Genomic DNA, 18,673 nt, shown 5'->3' with positions numbered 1-18,673 from the left:
GTGCGACGCGCGGCGCCGGTCGAAAGACCGGCGCCGTTGTTTTTGGTGCAGCTGAATCAGGCAGCGAATGCGGTGCGCTTGTAGCCCTGCAGATAGAGCAGGCCGGTGAGATCCCCGTGATCGATCCGGAAGCGGGCCGCCTCGCGCACTGCCGGCTTGCCGCGGAAGGCGACGCCCATGCCGGCCGCCTGCAGCATGGCAAGGTCATTCGCGCCATCCCCGACGGTGACCGCGTCCGCCGGCGCTATGCCGAGCTCCGCGCAGAATTCGTTGAGGGCGACCAGTTTCGCATCCCGGCCCAGGATCGGCTCGCCGACGGTGCCGGAAAAAGACCCGTCCGTGATATTCAGGATATTGGCCCGGTCCGTGTGGAAGCCGAGCCGCTCGCGCACCGGGCCGGTCAGCGCGGTGAAGCCGCCGGAGACGAGGGCGGTATAGGCGCCGTCCCGCCGCATGGTGGCAACGAGTTCGCCTGCGCCGGAGGTAACTTCGACCTCGGCGAGAAGCCGGTCCAGCAGGTTCGAGGGGTGCCCGGCAAGCATCGCCACCCGCTCTTTCAGCGCCGCCTCGAAATCGAGCTCTCCGCGCATCGCGCGCGCCGTGATCGGCGCGATCTTGTCGCCAATGCCGGCATAGGTCGCGAGATCGTCGAGAGATTCGGAGGTGATGACCGTCGAATCCATATCCGCGATCAGCAGCCGCTTGCGGCGCCCCGACGCGGGCTGAAAATTGATGTCCGCGGCGATGCCGGACAGGGCCTCCCGGAGCGCCGATGCAAGACCATCCGTCACGGGGCCGTCGAAGGGCAGGTCAAAGGCAATATCCGGCGCCAGCCAGTCCGGCTCACCGGCGCGGAGGCCGTTGGTGCGCAGGGCGTCGACGGCGGCCGCAATGGCGATAGTGTCGAGGCACGGGGCCGCGGGATTTGATGTAAGCGTGAGGACATATTGCATGGGCCCGGCTTATCGCGTAATCGCCATGGGCATGTCCAGCGAAGTTTCAGAAACGAAAGAGGGTTCCGGCGCCACCGGAGCCGGTATGATCCGGGCCATCGTCATCGGCGGGCCAACCGCGAGCGGCAAGTCGGCGCTTGCGGTTGATCTGGCCGACGAGCTGGGTGGCACTGTCATCAATGCGGACTCGATGCAGGTCTACCGGGAGCTGGACATCATCACCGCCAGGCCGGATCCGGCGGACCTGCAGCGGGCACCGCACCGGCTTTACGGATTTCTCGGAGCGGCGGACGTGTGTTCCGCCGCGCTCTGGCGCGACCGGGCCCTTGCCGAGATCAGGGCGGCGGCGCAGGCGGGCAGGGTGCCGATCCTGTGCGGCGGCACCGGACTCTACCTGCGCGCCCTGACGCACGGCCTGTCCGAGATGCCGGAGGTCTCGCCCGACGCCCGGGGCCGGGCTCGGGCCCTGCATGCCAGGATCGGCGGTGCCGCACTCCGGGAAATGCTGGCGGAGGGCGACCCGGTGCTTGCGGCCCGCCTGCATGACGGAGACAGCCAGAGGCTGATCCGGGCATGGGAAGTGCTGCAGGATACGGGGCAGCCCCTCTCCGTGTGGCAGGAGCGTCCGGCGGAACCGCCCGAAGGGATCGAATTCTATACAGTGACGCTGTTGCCCGACCGTGCGTCCTTGTATCGCAGTTGCGATGGACGCTTCGAAAAAATGCTGGAAAGGGGTGCCTTGGACGAAGTCGAGGCCCTGATGGCGCTCGATCTCGACCCAGCATTGCCGGCGATGAAGGCCTTGGGTGTCCCGCAATTAATTGATTTTATTAGAGAAAAAATCACACGTGAGGAATGCCTGCGGCTCGCACAGCGGGACACACGGCGTTACGCAAAGCGGCAAATGACCTGGTTCCGTAATCAGGTCCATGCAAATTTCACCCTTGAAAAGCAATATTCGGAAAGATCGGAAGGTAAAATCTTTAAGAATATTCGTCAGTTTCTGTTGACCGGCCATACCTGACGGTCTAGGTTCCGGCCCGTCGCGACGCCCCGGGTGTCGCGATATCTGTCTGAACTTCTGCTAATCTCATTGATTAGGTTAAGTTTTCTGTGTTCAGGCCCGTTTATGGCGGGTGCGGTTCCTACCGCAACTGCGAATATGATTTGAGAAAGGAACGGTAAAATGGCTACCCCGCGCACGCCGCATACCCGAAAACCCGACGCCCACATGAACGGGGCGGCGATCATTCTCAAAGCGTTGCAGGACCAGGGCGTAGAGGTCGTATTCGGCTATCCCGGCGGGGCGGTATTGCCGATTTACGACGAGATCTTCAAGTCCAACCGTATCCGCCACATTCTTGTGCGCCATGAGCAGGCGGCCGTGCATGCGGCGGAAGGGTATGCCCGTTCGACCGGCAAGGTCGGCTGCGTTCTGGTGACATCCGGTCCGGGCGCGACCAATGCCGTGACCGGGCTGACCGACGCGCTGATGGATTCCATTCCGATCGTCTGTCTGACCGGGCAGGTGCCGACGCATCTGATTGGCAATGATGCCTTCCAGGAAGCGGACACGACCGGCATCACCCGGCCCTGCACCAAGCATAATTATCTGGTGAAGGACGTCACGCGCCTTGCCGACACCATTCATGAGGCGGTCTATGTCGCTACGACCGGCCGTCCGGGCCCGGTCGTGGTTGATCTGCCGAAGGACGTTCTATTCGCCGAAGGGCCTTATTATGCCCCGAACGGAAACGCGCATCCGAGCTACAAGCCGCAGGTGAAGGGCGACGAGAGTGCCATCGAGCGTGCCGTCGACCTGCTGGCGAAGGCGAAGCGGCCGATTTTCTATGGCGGTGGCGGCCTGATCAATGCCGGACCGAAGGCCTCCAAGCTCTATGCCGAGCTGGTGCGCCTGACCCAGGCACCGACGACCCTGACGCTGATGGGCCTCGGCGCCTATCCGTCGCTGGATCGGCAGTTCCTCGGCATGCTCGGCATGCACGGCACCTACGAAGCCAATCTCGCGATGTATAATTGCGACGTGATGATCAATATCGGCGCCCGGTTCGATGACCGGGTGACGGGGCGGATTGCCGACTTCTCGCCGAATTCGACCAAGGTGCATGTCGATATCGACCCGAGCTCGATCAACAAGAACGTCGTCGTAGACCTGCCGATCATCGGTGATGCCGCGACCGTGCTGGAGCAGATGCTCAAGGTCTGGAAGGCCAAAGGCTACAAGGCCAATGCCAAGCCGCTGGAGAAGTGGTGGGCGCAGATCGAGAAATGGCGGGAGCGCAAGTGCCTGGCCTTCACGAATGACTCCTCGGTCATCAAGCCGCAGCACGCGATCAAGCGTCTCTATGAGCTGACCCGTGATCGCGATACCTACATCACCACGGAAGTCGGTCAGCACCAGATGTGGGCGGCCCAGTATTTCGGCTTTGAGGAGCCGAACCGCTGGATGACCTCCGGTGGTCTCGGCACCATGGGTTACGGCCTGCCGGCCGCGATGGGCGTGCAGATCGCGCATCCGGATGCCACGGTGATCGATATTGCCGGCGAGGCCTCCTACCTGATGAACATCCAGGAATTGTCGACCCTGGCCCAGTACCGGCTGCCGGTGAAGTCCTTCATCGTCAACAATCAGTGGATGGGCATGGTGCGGCAGTGGCAGGAACTGAACCATGGCGGCCGCTACTCAGAGAGCTATTCGGAAAGCCTGCCGGACTTCATCAAGGTCGCGGAGGCGTTTGGCGGTGTCGGGCTCAGGGCGGAGACGGTCGACCAGCTCGATGACGTCATCATGGAGATGCTTGAGACCGACCGTTTCGTGCTGGCCGACATCATGGTCAAGAAGGACGAGAACTGCTTCCCGATGATCCCCTCCGGCGCGGCGCATTTCGAAATGCTGCTGGGACCGGACGACAAGGCGGAGCGGGAAACGTCGGAAAACGGGATGGTTCTGGTCTAGCAGCCAACGGGCGTCCGTGCGCCGAAGAAAAAGGCACGGGCGCCGTCCATCCCTTCGCTCTATAAGGTATCGGCAGCCGGTCGGCTGCCCAGGATTTGGAATAGTCTCGTGAACGCAACCACTGAAATCGTTGAAGCGTCCCACACACTTGCCGTGCTGGTGGATGACGAGCCGGGTGTGCTGGCCAGGGTCATCGGCCTGTTTTCCGGCCGCGGCTACAATATCGAAAGCCTGACGGTGTCGTCGGTCGACACCGCCGCGCACCTTTCCCGGATCACCATCGTCACGACCGGGACGCCGCAGATCATCGTCCAGATCAAGGCGCAGCTCGGTCGTCTTGTGCCGGTCCATGCCGTACATGATCTTACCATCGAGGGGCCGCATCTGGAGCGCGAACTGGCGCTGATCAAAATCCGCAATGTTGGCGAGCATCGTATCGAGGCGCTCCGCATCGCGGATGTCTTCCGCGCCCGCGCCATCGACAGCACGCTGGAGAGTTTCGTCTTCGAGCTGACCGGCAGCCCGTCCAAGATCACGGCTTTTGTCGAGCTTATGAGCGCGCTTGGCGCGATCGAGGTATCCCGCACCGGCGTGGTCGCGATCGCCCGGGGCAGCAATCTGGATATGCCTGTCTTCAGCACGCTGGAGGTCAACCGCAAGAAGACCAAACAGCCGGCGGCGGCGAAGAAGGCACAGAAAAAGGCCTGAACGGGCCTAAGGCAGCGGGCGCTATCGGAGCCCGACCCGTTGCCCGGTTAATTCTGCCCGGTGGCTTTCGCCGGGTGGGAGCCACAGGACTCCATCAAAGTGTTGAGTTACAGGAACGGAAACGAGAGGGCCTAGAAATGCGCGTCTATTACGATCGGGATGCCGACGTCAATCTGATCAAGAACAAGAAGGTTGCGATTGTCGGTTACGGCAGCCAGGGCCATGCCCACGCCAATAATCTGAAAGACAGTGGCGTGAAGGACATCGTCGTCGCGCTGCGTGAAGACTCGTCCAGCCGTGCCAAGGTCGAAGCCGCCGGTCTGAAATGCATGACCGCAGCGGAAGCTGCCAAATGGGCCGATGTCGTCATGATGCTGACCCCGGATGAAGGCCAGTCCGACATCTATGATCGGGACCTGAAGGAAAACATGCGCGAAGGCACCGCCATCGCATTCGCGCACGGCTTCAACATCCATTTCAGCTTCATCGATCCGCGCCCGGACCTCGATGTCTTCATGATCGCACCGAAGGGCCCGGGCCACACCGTGCGCTCCGAATATGTGCGTGGCGGCGGTGTGCCCTGCCTGGTCGCGGTGCATCAGAACGGCTCCGGCAATGCCCTCGAGATCGCGCTGTCCTATTCCTCCGCCATCGGCGGTGGCCGGGCCGGCACCATCGAGACCAGCTTCAAGGAAGAGTGCGAAACCGATCTGTTTGGCGAGCAGGCTGTCCTCTGCGGCGGGCTCTGCGAGATGATCAAGGCCGGTTACGAAACCCTGGTCGAAGCCGGTTATGCGCCGGAAATGGCCTATTTCGAGTGCCTGCACGAAGTGAAGCTGATCGTCGACCTGATCTTCGAGGGCGGCATCGCCAACATGAACTACTCGATCTCCAACACGGCCGAGTATGGCGAATATGTCACCGGCCCGCGCATCATCAATGCGGCGGTCAAGGAGGAGATGAAGAAAGTTCTCGAAGACATCCAGTCCGGCGATTTCGCACGCCGCTGGATGCTGGAAAACCAGGTGAAGCAGGCCGGCTTCAAGACCATGCGCCGTCGCGCGGCCGAGCACGATATCGAGGTGGTCGGCGAGAAGCTGCGCGCCATGATGCCCTGGATCTCGCAGAACGCTCTCGTCGACAAGGCGAAGAACTAGTCTGCCAGAACTAACCTCAAGGTGGCGCGGCGGCGATTTCATCGTCGCCGCGCGGCCAATTTCGCGCATTCGAAAATTTTTCCTAAAGCGGCGCGACAATTAAATTTCATAGTAAGCTGATTCTTTGATATGATTCCTTTGTGACGTCGCCTGATTCGGGTGGACAGTGCGGGGTAAAAGTCGCGGTCTGCCGTTTTCCGTTGCATGGCCAATCCAAACTTTGGTCTATTCCGGCGGCGGCCACTGTATGTGAACCGTTTTCGAAGCGCGCGACCGGGCTGAACGTATATGTTTTTTGCAAACCTTCTTGGCATGCTCTCCGCCGACATGGCGATTGACCTGGGGACCGCGAACACGCTGGTCTATGTGAAGGGTCGGGGCATCGTCCTCAATGAACCGTCGGTTGTTGCTATCGCCACAGTGCGCGGCAAGAAGCAGGTTCTCGCCGTCGGTGACGAAGCGAAACAGATGCTTGGACGAACACCAGGCAACATTCAGGCGATCCGGCCGTTGCGCGATGGCGTCATTGCGGACTTCGAGGTCGCCGAGGAAATGATCAAGCACTTCATTCGCAAGGTGCATAACCGGCGCAGCTTCGCCAGCCCGCAGGTCATTGTCTGCGTGCCGTCCGGCTCGACAGCGGTCGAGCGCCGGGCGATCCAGGAGAGCGCAGAGAGCGCCGGCGCCCGCCGGGTGTTCCTGATTGAGGAGCCGATGGCTGCGGCAATCGGCGCCAACCTGCCGGTGACGGAGCCAACCGGCTCCATGGTTGTCGATATCGGCGGCGGTACGACAGAGGTCGCCGTGCTGTCGCTCGGCGGCATCGTCTATTCCCGCTCGGTCCGGGTCGGCGGCGACAAGATGGATGAAGCCATCATCGCCTATATTCGCCGGAACCATAATCTGCTGGTCGGTGAAGGCAGCGCCGAACGGATCAAGAAGGAAATCGGCTCCGCCTTCCCGCCGGAAGACGGCGTCGGCAAGACTCTTGAAATCAAGGGTCGCGATCTGATGAACGGCGTGCCGAAGGAACTGATCATCGATCAGAGCCAGGTTGCCGAAAGCCTGGCCGAGCCGGTCAGCCAGATCATCGAGGCGGTGAAAGTCGCTCTTGAGCAGACCCCGCCGGAACTTGCGGCGGATATCGTCGACAAGGGCATCGTGCTCACCGGCGGCGGTGCACTGCTCGGCAATCTCGATTACGTGCTGCGGCACTCGACCGGCCTGCCGGTCTCGATCGCCGACGACCCGCTATCCTGTGTCGCGCTCGGCACCGGCCGCTGCCTCGAGGAAATGAAGGTTCTGCGCAACGTTCTCATCGGCGCCTATTGATCGGTGAGACCTTGTTGAAGGCATTTGCTTAGGAAGGGGCAGGCAAGGAATGGGGCGTAGACCGGCATCGTTTTCCCGTGTCGCCCAGCCCGTGCGAACCCTCTGGCAACGCTTCGCTTTTACCGCGTTGGTGCTGGCCGCTTTCGGCCTGATGCTGCTCGGCAAGGCCGACATCGTTGTGGTCAAACGCCTGCAGATCGCCGCGGTCGATGCGGTCGCACCGATCCTCGAGGTACTTTCGCATCCCGCTGCCGCTGTCTCAAAGAGTGTCGAGACCGTTATCTCGCTCCGCGACCTGCATGCCGAGAACGAGCGGCTTCGGTTGGAGAACGGCCATCTGAAGCAATGGCAGCATGTTGCCAACCTGCTGGAATCCGAAAACAAGGCTCTGAAGCGGCTGACCAACCATGTCGGACCGCCGCCGGCCAGCTACATTTCCGCCCGCGTGATCGCCGAAGCCGGTGGCCCGTTCGTGCGCAGCGCCCTGTTGAATGCGGGCAGGCGCAACGGTGTCCGGCGGGGGCAGGGGGTGGTCTCTGAGGATGGGCTTGCCGGGACCATTGTGGAGGTCGGTGAGCTGCATTCGCGCATGCTTCTGGTCACGGACCTGAATGCACAGATACCTGTCCTGATCGGGGGCGCGCGGGAGCCAGGCATTCTGGTCGGGGACAACACGAACCACCCGCGCATTCTCTATCTGCCGCAGAACAATCGCGTCTCGCCGGGGGACCTGGTGATCAGCTCTGGTCATGGCGGCATGCTGCCGAGCGGCCTGCCGGTCGGGACCGTGTCCTCGGTCTCGGAATCCGGCATCCATGTCAAACCGGTGGTCGACTGGACCCATCTCGAGTTCGTCCGCATCGTGGATTATCGGATGCAGGGTGTGATCCCCGGCCCGATGGACCCGCCGCCCTTTACCGTGCTGGCGCCGGACCCGGAGCCCAGCCTGGTCGAGAGGCTTGGGGTGACCCGCGGGAAGACCGACAGATGAAAACCAGCTTCGTCCAAAGAATGGATCTTTGGGCGCGCCATCTGATGCCTGCGGCGACGACATTGCTGCTGGTGCTCGTGAGCGCGGTGCCCCTTGGTATTCCAGGATACGCCCAGATCTCGCCGGCCTTCACGCTGATGGCCGTATTCTACTGGGCGGTTTACCGGCCGGATCTGACGCCGCCATTTGTCGTCTTCCTGACCGGTCTGGCCGAGGATCTGGTGCATGGTTATCCGATCGGACTGACCGCAATCATCTTCCTGGCCGTCTATGGCGTGGCGACGACCCAGCGCCAGACATTTCTGACCAAGCCCTTCTTCATCGCCTGGGGCGGATTCGTCATCATCTCTTTCGGCGCGTTCCTGCTGGACTGGGTGTTGATGTCGCTGTTTTCGCTGGCCTGGATCATTCCGGATACGGTTCTGGCCCGCTTCGGGCTGACGGTGGCACTTTTCCCGGCGATGGCGTGGCTCTTCGTTCGCATTCACCGCTATCTGGTGCGATGATATGCGGATGAAGAATCCCAAGGATCAGGATACCAAACGGGCCTTCACCCGGCGCTCGCTGATACTCGGCGCGGGGCAACTCGGCCTGTTCGGCGCCCTCGGCGCGCGGCTCTACTATCTGCAGGTGGTGGAGGCGGACCGGTACCGGACGCTCTCCGAGGAAAACCAGTTCAATCTCGAACTTCTGCCGCCGACCCGTGGTCTGATCCTGGACCGGAATGGCATTCAGGTCGCCTCCAACGAGGACAATTTCCGCGTTGATCTGGTGCCCGAACAGACCGGCGACGTGCGCGCCACCATCGACGCGTTGCGCCAGGTCGTCCAGGTCGACGAATGGGATGTGAAGCGGGTGCTGAAGGAAATCTCCCGCAAGCGCAGCTTCGTGCCGGTAACAGTGGTCGAGAACCTGACCCGCGAAGACATCAGCCGGGTTGCTGTAAACGCGCCTTACCTGCCCGGTATCCGGATCGAGGAGGGGCGCTCCCGGGTGTATCCTTTCGGCTCCATGGCGGTGAATGTCACCGGCTATGTCGCGGCGGTCTCCGACACGGAGCTGACCGGCGATCCGGTGCTCGAGCTGCCGGACTTCCGCATCGGCAAGAGCGGAATCGAGAAACTCTATGACCAGGAAATGCGCGGTTCCGCCGGCCGCCGCCAGGTCGAGGTGAACGCGCTTGGCCGGATCATCCGGAAACTTCCGGGCGACGAGGGCCAGCCGGGCAAGAACATCCAGCTGACCCTGGACATGAACCTGCAGGTCTTCGCCCACGAGCGGCTTGAGCGCGGCAGCTCCGAGCGGGTTCCGGTTGCCGATATCCGGGTGCAGGAGGCGCTCGCCCGGTCCGGTGTGCCGAAACGCTATCTGGAGAATGACGACGGCACCGTGTTCCTCGACAAGGGCGGGAACATCGTGCAGGGCGAAAGCGGTGCCGCGATCGTCATGGATGTGCATACCGGCGAGGTCCTGACAATCGCCTCGACGCCGGGCTTCGATCCGAACAATTTCAACAAGGGGCTGAGCGCCCGGGATTGGGAAAACCTGCTGTCCAATCCGCGTCACCCTCTGACCAACAAGGCGATCGCGGGAACCTATCCGCCAGGCTCGACCTTCAAGATGATCGTGGCGCTTGCCGCGCTGGAAGCGGGCGTGATCAGTTCGGAAACGGAAGTCTTCTGCAATGGCCATACGGATCTCGGCAATGCCCGCTTCCATTGCTGGAAACGCTGGGGCCACGGCAAGATGGATGTCGTCGACGCCCTGGAACAGAGCTGCGATGTCTATTTCTACGAGGCCGCGAAGCGCGTCGGCATCGACCGGATTTCCGAAATGGCGCGCCGTTTCGGTCTCGGGGAATCGCTGGACATCGAATTGCCGGGCGAGCGCAGTGGTCTGATCCCGACGCGGGAATGGAAACTCGCGTTGCGCGGGGAGCGCTGGCAGAAGGGGGAAACCCTGATCACCGGCATCGGCCAGGGGTTCGTCCTGGTCACGCCGCTGCAGTTGGCGGTGATGACCGCGCGTCTGGTCAATGGCGGCTATGCGGTGAAACCGTCCCTGATCCGGCGTGAGGAAAGCGATGCGCCGATCCCCAAGCTGAATATCTCACGCAGCAGTCTTGCCCATGTGCTTGAAGGCATGCGCAGGGTGGTCAATGGTGCGCACGGGTCGGCGCGGAGCGCGAAAATTCCAAATGCGGGTTTCGAGCTCGGCGGCAAGACCGGAACAGCGCAGGTCCGGCGGATCACCAAGGCGGAGCGCCTGACTGGCGTGATCAAGAACGAGGACCTGCCCTGGCGTGAGCGGGATCACGGATTGTTCGTCGGCTATGCCCCGGCGGATGCGCCGCGCTATACAGTCGCGGTCGTGCTCGAGCATGGCGGCGGCAGCAAATACGCGGTACCGATTGCCCGCGATATTCTTGCCCGGGTCATGGAATCCAGCGGGTTCGAGGCGTCGGAAGCCGAACCGGTTGAGATCCTGCCGCAGCGTGAACCCGAGACGGATCAGGGCTAGGCCATGAACATGCCCTCTAATTCACTCAACCCGCCGGAACTGACGCTCGGCATCAAGCTGCAGCAGATCAACTGGGGCCTTGTCCTGCTGCTGACCCTGATCGCGTCTGTCGGGTTCGCCATGCTCTATTCGGCCGCCAATGGTAGCTGGACGCCATGGGCGATGCGTCAGGCCATCCGCTTCGGTATCGGCCTGGTGATCACATTGGGTATAGCGCTGATCGATCTCCGGTTCCTTATGCGCTGGTCCTACGGATTCTATTTCCTGTCGCTCGGATTGCTGGGGGTCGTCGAGATTGCCGGTGAGATCGGTATGGGCGCACAGCGCTGGATCGATCTCGGAGTGTTCCGGCTGCAGCCTTCCGAGCTGATGAAACTGGCCCTGGTGCTGGCGCTGGCACGCTATTTCCATCGCCAGACATATGAGGAGGTCGGGCGCATCAGCAGCCTGTTCGTCCCGCTGGTGCTGGTTTTCGCTCCGGCAGTTCTGGTCTTGCGCCAGCCGGATCTGGGCACCGCCGGCATGATCATTCTCGGCGGCGGCGCCATGTTCTTCCTGGCCGGAGTGCGGATCTGGAAATTTGTCACCATTCTGGTGCTGGGCCTGTCCGCGATCCCGATCGGCTGGCAGTTCCTGCACAATTACCAGAAGAACCGGATCCTGACCTTCCTGAACCCGGAAAATGACCCGCTCGGCGCCGGGTATCACATTCTGCAATCCAAGATCGCCCTCGGCTCCGGCGGTCTGTTCGGCAAGGGCTTTTTGCAGGGCTCGCAGAGTCACCTGAATTTCCTGCCGGAAAAGCAAACGGATTTCATCTTCACCATGCTGGCCGAGGAACTCGGGCTGGCCGGGGCGATGTTCCTGATCCTGCTCTATGCCCTGGCACTCGGTTACGGTTTTGCCATCGCCTTGCGCTGCTCAAGTCAGTTTGGCCGGCTGCTGGCGCTGGGAACCACCACGACGCTGTTTCTGTACGTCTTCATCAATATCGCCATGGTGATGGGATTGATCCCGGTCGTCGGCGTGCCGCTACCGCTGATCTCCTACGGCGGCACGGCTATGCTGACCGCGATGATCGGATTCGGTCTTGTCATCAACTGCTATGTTCATCGCGACATAGCAATCGGCCGGCAAGGTTTCGAGGATGAGGATTAGGTTTGTTACCCGCCATGTCCGGCGGACGGAAATGCCCAAAGGTTGATTTTTTTCGTAAAACGGAAAGCCGATTAATGGACTTTTGACGTAATTTTCTATTAAAATAACCCGGTTGAGCGTTTTGCCTGCTTATGCAGGAGGCTTAACCGAAGCGTCTGAAAAGGGTAGCGAGATTTGGATAACATTGAACGAAAGAGCCTCCAGATCCTCGCTGACTCCACCCGTGAGAATCAGGGCGAGAGCGATCTGACCCGCAACCTTGAAGCGGCGGCCGAAACCGGTGACCGGGAACAGTATGACCGGGCCCGGGACAGCTTTGATTCCCTGCCGCCTGAAGAACGCCGGAACATCGGTGACGGTGCGGTCGAACAGGCGGAAACCATCCGGATCGAAACGAAGCTTTCCAAAGAAACCGACGGCCGGCCGACTCCTGCGGCAGCAGAGGAAGAGCAAGAAATGCTCGGTCTGGATTGGGTGCTGGGAAAGCCTGAGGCCACCGCGGTGGCCGCCCGGAAGAAAAAATCCAGGATGCGGGATCCGGTAGCAGCTCGGCCGGCTGCCGAGGCGCCGCTGCCGGATGAGGGCAAGGGCAACTGGAACGGCAAGAGCCTGCAGGACGAATCTGCTCCGAACAGGAACAAATCCATGGACCCGCTGCAGGAGCTGCGCGAGCAGATGCTGGGCCCGCAAAGCGGCAAGACTTGGTGAGGCTCCGCGCCGTCGGAAGAATAGTCAGAACGCGCTTGCAATAGCGCCGGGCCTTTAGTATCAATCCGCTCCTTCCGAACGGACGGGCGCATAGCTCAGTTGGTAGAGCAGCTGACTCTTAATCAGCGGGTCGTAGGTTCGAGTCCTACTGCGCCCACCACTTTTCCCTCGAAATATCGAACGCCTCATCGGATCGAGGAGTATGATCCGCGCCGGTTGACGCTGGGCTGCGTCCCTGAGGCATAGCCGGCTGGAAACCGATAACGGCCAGGAAGAGTGCGGCGTCCTTCTGCTGCTTTTCAAGCTTTCAGAACCCTTTCGAAATCCAGAAACGCAATGAGCTTGTCGACGGTTTCATCGTCGTTGGATAGCGGGAAAATCGCCCGTTCGATCGTATGGTGGTAGTTGTTCAGCTTTCGAAATTCGTGGTTTGAGAAAACCGGACGCTTGTCGGAAACCGGAAGATTGTACTCTTCCAGAATTTTCTCCCGGACATCGCCGAAGTCGATTTCGTCCATATACATCCCGGTGAAATCGCTGCCATACATCTCGACGACTTTCGTGCCGGAAAGCCGGATCTTCAGTCTTGCGCCGCCATCCTCGACATCAACCAGAATGATGGAAGACAGCAACCCGGGCATTTCCAGCGGGTCGAAATCCGACCGGCTGGCCATGCGGCGCGTGCCTCGCTTACTGTTCCAAAGGGCATAGGCTTCGCGCAAAAGTGGCGATCTGACACTCTCTAACTGCTTTTCATCCGCAATCACGCGCCGCACCACATTCGTTGTAAGCCCCCATCACCAGTATCATTCAATATAGCAATCGTAGCGTGCAGGTGTCAGACATCATCGAACTAATTCGAGATTCGTTTCAGCCGCGCCTGCGGAGGGGTGATTTGCGGCAGATGGCGCCCGCTACGAAACCGGCCCGCAGCCACTGAGCCGGGCCGTCGCGCTGCCATCCGGCAGGAAGACGGCGGTCGAGGGTTCTTCTCCCACAGAGGTCAGAACGATCGCTGCGCCGGCGATCTCCGGTCCATCCACAATCGTCTGGCCGAAGGTGTCGTCGGGCAATGTGTCGTCCATGTCGACCATGAAGATGACCCGCTGGCCTGCTTCCAGTGTGGCGAATTCGACGAAGGCGACCCGGTCGCCGTCGGTCACTCTTGCGTAACTGCGTACCGCGGACGCGCCTTGCAGGATCTCGAACGGCTGATAGGCGCTGGCACCGGCGCCGCCTTCCGAAATATCGAAAATCAGGCCGCCGGCCGAGGCCCGCAGATCGATCTGCATGCCGAAATCATAGAGATCGCAGTCGGTCCGGTTTTCAATGGTGATGAGATCCGTGGGCGAGCTTTCTGAAATGGTAACCACAAGATCTGCCAATGCCGCCGAGGGCAGAAGAAAAAAGAGGGCTGTGAAGAGGGTGCGACCGGTCATGCAGGTGATATAGGACTGTGCCGTCCTTTGGACAGGACAATATGCGATCCAGATTCATGCAAGCAGTTCCGCCTCCGCCGCGACGGCCTCCGCCAGGAACCTGACCATGGCGGCCACCCGTCCGGTTTCCATGAGATCCGGATGGGCGGCGACCCAGAGACCGGTTTCAAGGGTGTCCGGGAATTGCGAAGCCTGCATCAGGACAGTGCTGCTGCGCGCCACGAAAGAGGGCAGCATGGCAATGCCAAGGCCGGCTTCGGCCAGGCGGGCAAGGGTGACGAAGCTGCTGGCCGACATATGCACGGCGCTGCCGACGCGCCGGTCCTGCCACTGTCCGACGGCGGAACGGGTCAGCGGCTGGCTGGCGGCAAGCCAGAGGTGGTCCTGCGGGTCGGCGCCGGGATGGGTGGCGAGATAGTCCGGATGGGCGTAGACTCGGAATCCGATGGTGCAGATGCGCTGTCCGATCAGGCCTTCGGGCAGGGTATTGGCCGGACGCAGGGTAATCTCCGCTTCCGGCAAGGCCATGTCGACATGCCGGTTGGAGACCACCAGGTCGACGCTCAGTTTCGGATGCAGCCGGGCGAGGTCGCCGAGCACGCGGGGCAGGATAAGGTCGGCGACGGAGTCCGTCGTGGTCAGACGGACCGCGCCCTCCAGTCCTTTTCCGATGGTCGGAATGACGCGCTCAAGCCGGTCTGCGGTGCGGCCCATCGCCTCGATCGCGGCCAGCACCTCCCGCATCTCGGCCCGGATCCGGTAGCCGCCGGGCGGGCGCTCGAACAGTGCCATGCCGATGGCTTCCTCGAAGGCGACGATGCGGCGCAGGACAGTGGCATGATTGACGCCCAGCGCACGGGCAGCGGCGGACAAGGAGCCGTGTGCGGCAACTGCCAGAACGTATTGCAGATCATCCCAGCGAATTTTGTGCATGACCGCACAAAGTTCGGTGACCTTTTAGTGAATGTACAGAAATATCCGCTCCTGTAGCCTATATGGAGGCGAGCGTGCCTGCAGTGGGAGATCAAATATGCAAAAAATCAAAACGATTGTGACGGGGATCAGTTTCGCGACGGCGCTTCTGGTTGCGGCGCCGGTCCATGCCGATGGACATCTGGAAAAGGCAATAGAGGCACGTCAGTCTCTCATGAAGCTTTATTCCTTCAGTCTCGGCCAGCTCGGTGCGATGGCGAAAGGCACCGTGGCTTATGACGCGGCGGCAGCCAGCGCTGCGGCCGACAGTCTTGCCGCGCTCGCGGCGCTGGATCAGGGGGCGATGTGGCCGAAAGGCTCGGACGTCGCAGCGATGCCGGGAAAAACCCGCGCCATGACCGAGATCTGGTCGACCTATCCGGAGGTCCAGAGCAAGAGCAAGGCCCTGGTCGACGCGTCGATGGCGATGGCCAAGGTTGCCGGTGACGGCCTGCCGGCACTGCAGGGCGCACTCGGAGATGTCGGCAAGTCCTGTGGCGGGTGTCACAAGCCCTTCCGTGTGCCGAAATAACCTGACCTGATGTTGCTGGAGCCCGGTTCCGGCCGGGCTCCGCAAGACGTACGGGAGACGGTAGGATGACAGGTGGATTGCGCCGGAGCGTGCTCGGGCTGCTGGGCCTCGCCGTGGCCACGGCTGCCGCGGGATGGTTTCTGACCGCACCGGAGACGGTGCCTGAAACGTCCCTGCCGACATATGCCGGCGATGGCACCCGAGGCCAGACGCTTTTCGCCATCGGCGGGTGTGTTTCCTGTCATGCGGCCGATGGCGCCAAGGCGGAACAGAAGCTGGTTCTGGCAGGCGGCAGATCCTTCGTCACTGGGTTCGGCACTTTCTATGCGCCGAATATCTCCCCCGATCCGGCGGCAGGTATCGGGACATGGCGTCCCGTGGATTTCGTCAATGCCATGAAGCACGGTGTATCACCGGACGGCAGTCACTATTATCCGGCTTTTCCCTATACATCTTATACCCGGATGAAGACCGAGGATCTGCTGGACCTCTGGGCTTACCTGAAGACCCTGCCGTCCAGCACCCGGGCAAACACGCCGCATGCGGTGGGGTTTCCGTTTTCGATCAGGCGTGGCCTCGGGCTGTGGAAGCGGCTCTATCTCGATCCGGCTCCGGTTGTCCCGGTGGGGGCGGATCTGGAACGCGGTCGCTATCTCGTGGAGGGACCGGGCCATTGCGGTGAATGCCATACGCCGCGCTCCGTCATTGGCGGTCTGGATCGCGCGCGCTGGCTGGCCGGCGCGCCGAATCCGGACGGGAAGGGCACCATTCCGAACCTGACCCCCGCCGGCGCGGATATTGCCGCCTGGTCGGAAGCCGACATCGTGGAATATCTGAAATCCGGCTTTACGCCGGATTTCGATACGGCCGGCGGCTCCATGGCGGAGGTGGTCGAGAATACGGGTTTGCTGAGCGATGAGGACCGTCTCGCCATTGCCCGTTATCTCAAGGCAATACCGTCCGTTCCCACGCCGGAATAGCGGGCCAAGCGGTCTTGCCGGGGCGAACCATCAGGCGGCCATCGCTCCATTGGTCCAGCTACCGATCGCGTTCCTGAGTGCTCCATCGAGGTCGACGAACTTCGCTCCGAATCCCTTGACGCGCTTTCTTTGCCTGACGACTTCCGCTTTCACCAAGCCGATCCCGGTCAGCTCTATTTCGATAACGGAGCCTTCCGGTACCGTCTGATCGGTTCCGATTTCGAGGCCGGTTTCAGAAATGTTGTGGATCTCGCAAGCATGCCAGACCGCGCCGAAGCGTATTCTGGAATTCTTCAAAAGAGCGTGACGTTCCGCCTCGCGCCGGTTTCCGGCGGTGGATTCCCGTACTATGGCGCTCAGCCGGGTCTGCAGCTCTTGCATCTTTTCCGCGATGGCCGCCGCGGAAGCACTGATCTGCAGTGACATGGCGCCGTTTTCCTCTGCCGATGAGGCGACACCCGATATCTTGCCGGAGACCTCCTGGGTTCCCATGGCAGCTTCCTGGACGTTCTGAGTGATTTCGTTGGTCGTGTCGGTCTGCTGTTCGATCGCGGTTGTGATCTGTTCCGAGATCTCGTTGATCCGCGCAACGGTCTCTCCGATATTGCGCATGGCGGTGACAGCTTCGCCGGCGATGTTCTGAATGCTGCGGACCTGCCCCGCAATGTCCTCTGTCGCGCTGCCGGTCTGGTTTGCCAGCGATTTGACCTCTGACGCGACAACGGCGAAACCCTTGCCGGCTTCTCCGGCACGCGCGGCCTCGATGGTCGCATTGAGGGCCAGCAGATTTGTCTGCTCTGCAATATCCGTGATCATGCTGACGACCGCGCCGATTTTCTCCGCGGCACTTGCAAGGCCTTCGACGGTCGCGTTGGTTTTTTCGATCTCTGCGGTCGCATCCCGCGCAACATTGGTCGAGGCACTGACCTGACGGCTGATCTCCTGAATGGACTGGGACATTTCCTGCGACGCAGCGGCGACAGTGTTGACGTTCACGGTGGCTTCTTCGGAGGCCGCAGACACTGCCAGGCTCTCCTGCTTAACATGGTCCGCCGACCGGTTCATTGTTTCCGAGCGTTGACGCATCTGCTCCATCTCGGCGGCGATGGATGCAACCGCTGTTGTCAGTTCCTCTTCCAGCTTGTTGCTGAGCGCCATCATCTCTTCCTGCAGACGGCGTTGCTGTTCTTCCTGCTCTCCCTGCCGGGAGGCCGTCATCTGCTCGAGCTCGATGCTGGCTTCCTTAAAGACAGAAACCGCTTCGGCCATGCTGCCGATTTCGTCCCTGCGACCCCGAGCGGGGACGTCCACGCTATAGTCACCGGTGGAGAGACGGGCCATGGCGGATGTCAATTTCACAATCGGTCCGGCAATCGCACTTCCGATCGCCGTGCCGCTCAGCAGCCCTCCGAGCAGACCGATCGCGGAGAGGATCACAATGACAAGAAGGCCAGTCCGCTCGTGCTCCTCGGCTGCATTGATGGAACGTTGGGTGAACCGTCCGATATCGAACAGGACTTCTTCCAGATTTTTATCAAGGATGGTTTCCAGGGCTTCTGCCTTTTCGGCAAAGCCGGTTGCCGCGTCGGAATCGCCTTCCCGGTGGGCGGCGAATGCGGCCGTGGCGTGGGCTTCGTATTCGGCGTGAAGGGATTTTGCCTCCTTGATCTTTGCGGCGACAGCGGTGAATTCGTTGGTCGCTTCGACCGCACCATGAGACGCGCTGACCTCGATCGCGTGCTGTAATTTCAGCTCCAGCTCCTGAAACAGGGCATTGGCGCTCAGGCTCTGTTCCTGGAATTTCTCGACCTCCCTGGTGACCGCGGCATTCAGATCCGTGTCTTTCAACTGGATGCCGGAGAACCGCATGGCCTTTTCGAAATGAAGGGCCTGCTCAAGCTGCAGCACGGTCGCTTCCGTCAATTGCCGGGTGATGGGCATGTCTTCTTCTGCAATTTCCCGGAGCTCAATGCCTATCTGGCTCATCGTGATCACGGCGTAGACCAGGGCGACGAATGGCAGGGGGAGCGTGATCAGACAGACGCCAATGATTTTTTTTCGAATGGAGAGATCGGAGAACATATGAATCAGCCCTTTACAAAGCTTTGGCAAGGTTGCGCTGGCGTTGAAGATGCGACTAATAAATTTTTGCGCCTCCCTTAGAGGTTCCAAACAATCATCTATTGATATCGATGCAGAATCGAAACAATGACGCTTCTTTTGACGCTCTTAAGGTCGCAATATTA

At 61.1% G+C, this 18,673-nt stretch carries 17 protein-coding genes and 1 tRNA gene; 13 read left to right on the top strand and 5 right to left on the bottom strand.

Annotated features, from left to right (window positions below):
- Positions 1–56 precede the first annotated feature (56 nt).
- Positions 57–953, bottom strand: coding sequence for a phosphoserine phosphatase SerB (serB, locus tag RH950_RS15915; RefSeq protein WP_350058484.1), 897 nt, complete (start codon positions 951–953; stop codon positions 57–59).
- On the opposite strand from serB, the gene miaA reads away from it, so the two are divergent.
- From miaA to RH950_RS15860, 11 genes are all read left to right on the top strand, one after another.
- Positions 952–1,977 (top strand): tRNA (adenosine(37)-N6)-dimethylallyltransferase MiaA, encoded by a 1,026-nt coding sequence (gene miaA / locus RH950_RS15910; protein WP_350058482.1) that lies wholly within the window; start codon positions 952–954, stop codon positions 1,975–1,977. The two genes, serB and miaA, sit on opposite strands and share 2 nt — an antisense overlap.
- A 162-nt stretch (positions 1,978–2,139) precedes the next feature.
- Positions 2,140–3,930 (top strand): acetolactate synthase 3 large subunit, encoded by a 1,791-nt coding sequence (locus RH950_RS15905; protein ID WP_350058480.1) that lies wholly within the window; start codon positions 2,140–2,142, stop codon positions 3,928–3,930.
- A 108-nt stretch (positions 3,931–4,038) separates the two neighbouring features.
- A complete protein-coding gene (gene ilvN / locus RH950_RS15900) occupies positions 4,039–4,638 on the top strand; it encodes an acetolactate synthase small subunit (protein WP_350058478.1) in 600 nt (199 codons plus the stop codon).
- 137 nt (positions 4,639–4,775) lie between these two features.
- The gene (gene ilvC / locus RH950_RS15895) at positions 4,776–5,795 is read left to right on the top strand and encodes a ketol-acid reductoisomerase (RefSeq protein WP_350058476.1); all 1,020 of its coding nucleotides are present in this window, start codon (positions 4,776–4,778) and stop codon (positions 5,793–5,795) included.
- 288 nt (positions 5,796–6,083) lie between these two features.
- A complete protein-coding gene (locus RH950_RS15890; protein ID WP_028465501.1) occupies positions 6,084–7,127 on the top strand; it encodes a rod shape-determining protein in 1,044 nt (347 codons plus the stop codon).
- Between the two features lie 49 nt (positions 7,128–7,176).
- Complete coding sequence (gene mreC / locus RH950_RS15885; protein ID WP_350058474.1) at positions 7,177–8,118, top strand: rod shape-determining protein MreC; 942 nt, start codon at positions 7,177–7,179, stop codon at positions 8,116–8,118.
- Positions 8,115–8,624, top strand: a complete 510-nt coding sequence (gene mreD / locus RH950_RS15880) for a rod shape-determining protein MreD (RefSeq protein ID WP_350058472.1) — start codon at positions 8,115–8,117, stop codon at positions 8,622–8,624. Before mreC ends, mreD begins: the two co-directional genes overlap by 4 nt.
- 7 nt (positions 8,625–8,631) lie before the next feature.
- Positions 8,632–10,638, top strand: a complete 2,007-nt coding sequence (mrdA, locus tag RH950_RS15875) for a penicillin-binding protein 2 (protein ID WP_350058470.1) — start codon at positions 8,632–8,634, stop codon at positions 10,636–10,638.
- A gap of 3 nt (positions 10,639–10,641) precedes the next feature.
- Positions 10,642–11,796, top strand: coding sequence for a rod shape-determining protein RodA (rodA, locus tag RH950_RS15870; protein ID WP_350058468.1), 1,155 nt, complete (start codon positions 10,642–10,644; stop codon positions 11,794–11,796).
- A gap of 174 nt (positions 11,797–11,970) precedes the next feature.
- Positions 11,971–12,504: a hypothetical protein gene (locus tag RH950_RS15865; RefSeq protein WP_350058466.1), complete on the top strand. Its 534-nt coding sequence runs from the start codon at positions 11,971–11,973 to the stop codon at positions 12,502–12,504.
- An 84-nt stretch (positions 12,505–12,588) separates the two neighbouring features.
- A tRNA-Lys gene (locus RH950_RS15860) sits at positions 12,589–12,664 on the top strand.
- Between the two features lie 139 nt (positions 12,665–12,803).
- Here the strand turns inward: RH950_RS15860 and RH950_RS15855 are convergent.
- From RH950_RS15855 to RH950_RS15845, 3 genes are all read right to left on the bottom strand, one after another.
- Positions 12,804–13,271: a PAS domain-containing protein gene (locus tag RH950_RS15855; protein WP_350058464.1), complete on the bottom strand. Its 468-nt coding sequence runs from the start codon at positions 13,269–13,271 to the stop codon at positions 12,804–12,806.
- A gap of 147 nt (positions 13,272–13,418) precedes the next feature.
- A complete protein-coding gene (locus RH950_RS15850) occupies positions 13,419–13,877 on the bottom strand; it encodes a hypothetical protein (RefSeq protein WP_350058462.1) in 459 nt (152 codons plus the stop codon).
- A 120-nt stretch (positions 13,878–13,997) separates the two neighbouring features.
- Positions 13,998–14,876 (bottom strand): LysR family transcriptional regulator, encoded by an 879-nt coding sequence (locus RH950_RS15845; protein WP_350058460.1) that lies wholly within the window; start codon positions 14,874–14,876, stop codon positions 13,998–14,000.
- A gap of 97 nt (positions 14,877–14,973) precedes the next feature.
- Between RH950_RS15845 and RH950_RS15840 the strand changes: the two genes are divergently transcribed.
- Complete coding sequence (locus RH950_RS15840; protein WP_350058458.1) at positions 14,974–15,447, top strand: c-type cytochrome; 474 nt, start codon at positions 14,974–14,976, stop codon at positions 15,445–15,447.
- Between the two features lie 65 nt (positions 15,448–15,512).
- Positions 15,513–16,427 (top strand): c-type cytochrome, encoded by a 915-nt coding sequence (locus RH950_RS15835; RefSeq protein ID WP_350058456.1) that lies wholly within the window; start codon positions 15,513–15,515, stop codon positions 16,425–16,427.
- Between the two features lie 30 nt (positions 16,428–16,457).
- Here the strand turns inward: RH950_RS15835 and RH950_RS15830 are convergent, their stop codons facing one another.
- Entirely contained in the window at positions 16,458–18,509 is a 2,052-nt protein-coding gene (locus RH950_RS15830) for a methyl-accepting chemotaxis protein (protein WP_350058454.1), read from the bottom strand.
- Between the last annotated feature and the right edge of the window lie 164 nt (positions 18,510–18,673).

The organism is Nisaea sp., from assembly GCF_040217065.1.
In the GTDB taxonomy this organism is placed as follows: Bacteria; Pseudomonadota; Alphaproteobacteria; order Thalassobaculales; family Thalassobaculaceae; genus Nisaea.
This window is presented reverse-complemented; position numbering and strand designations above follow the sequence as displayed.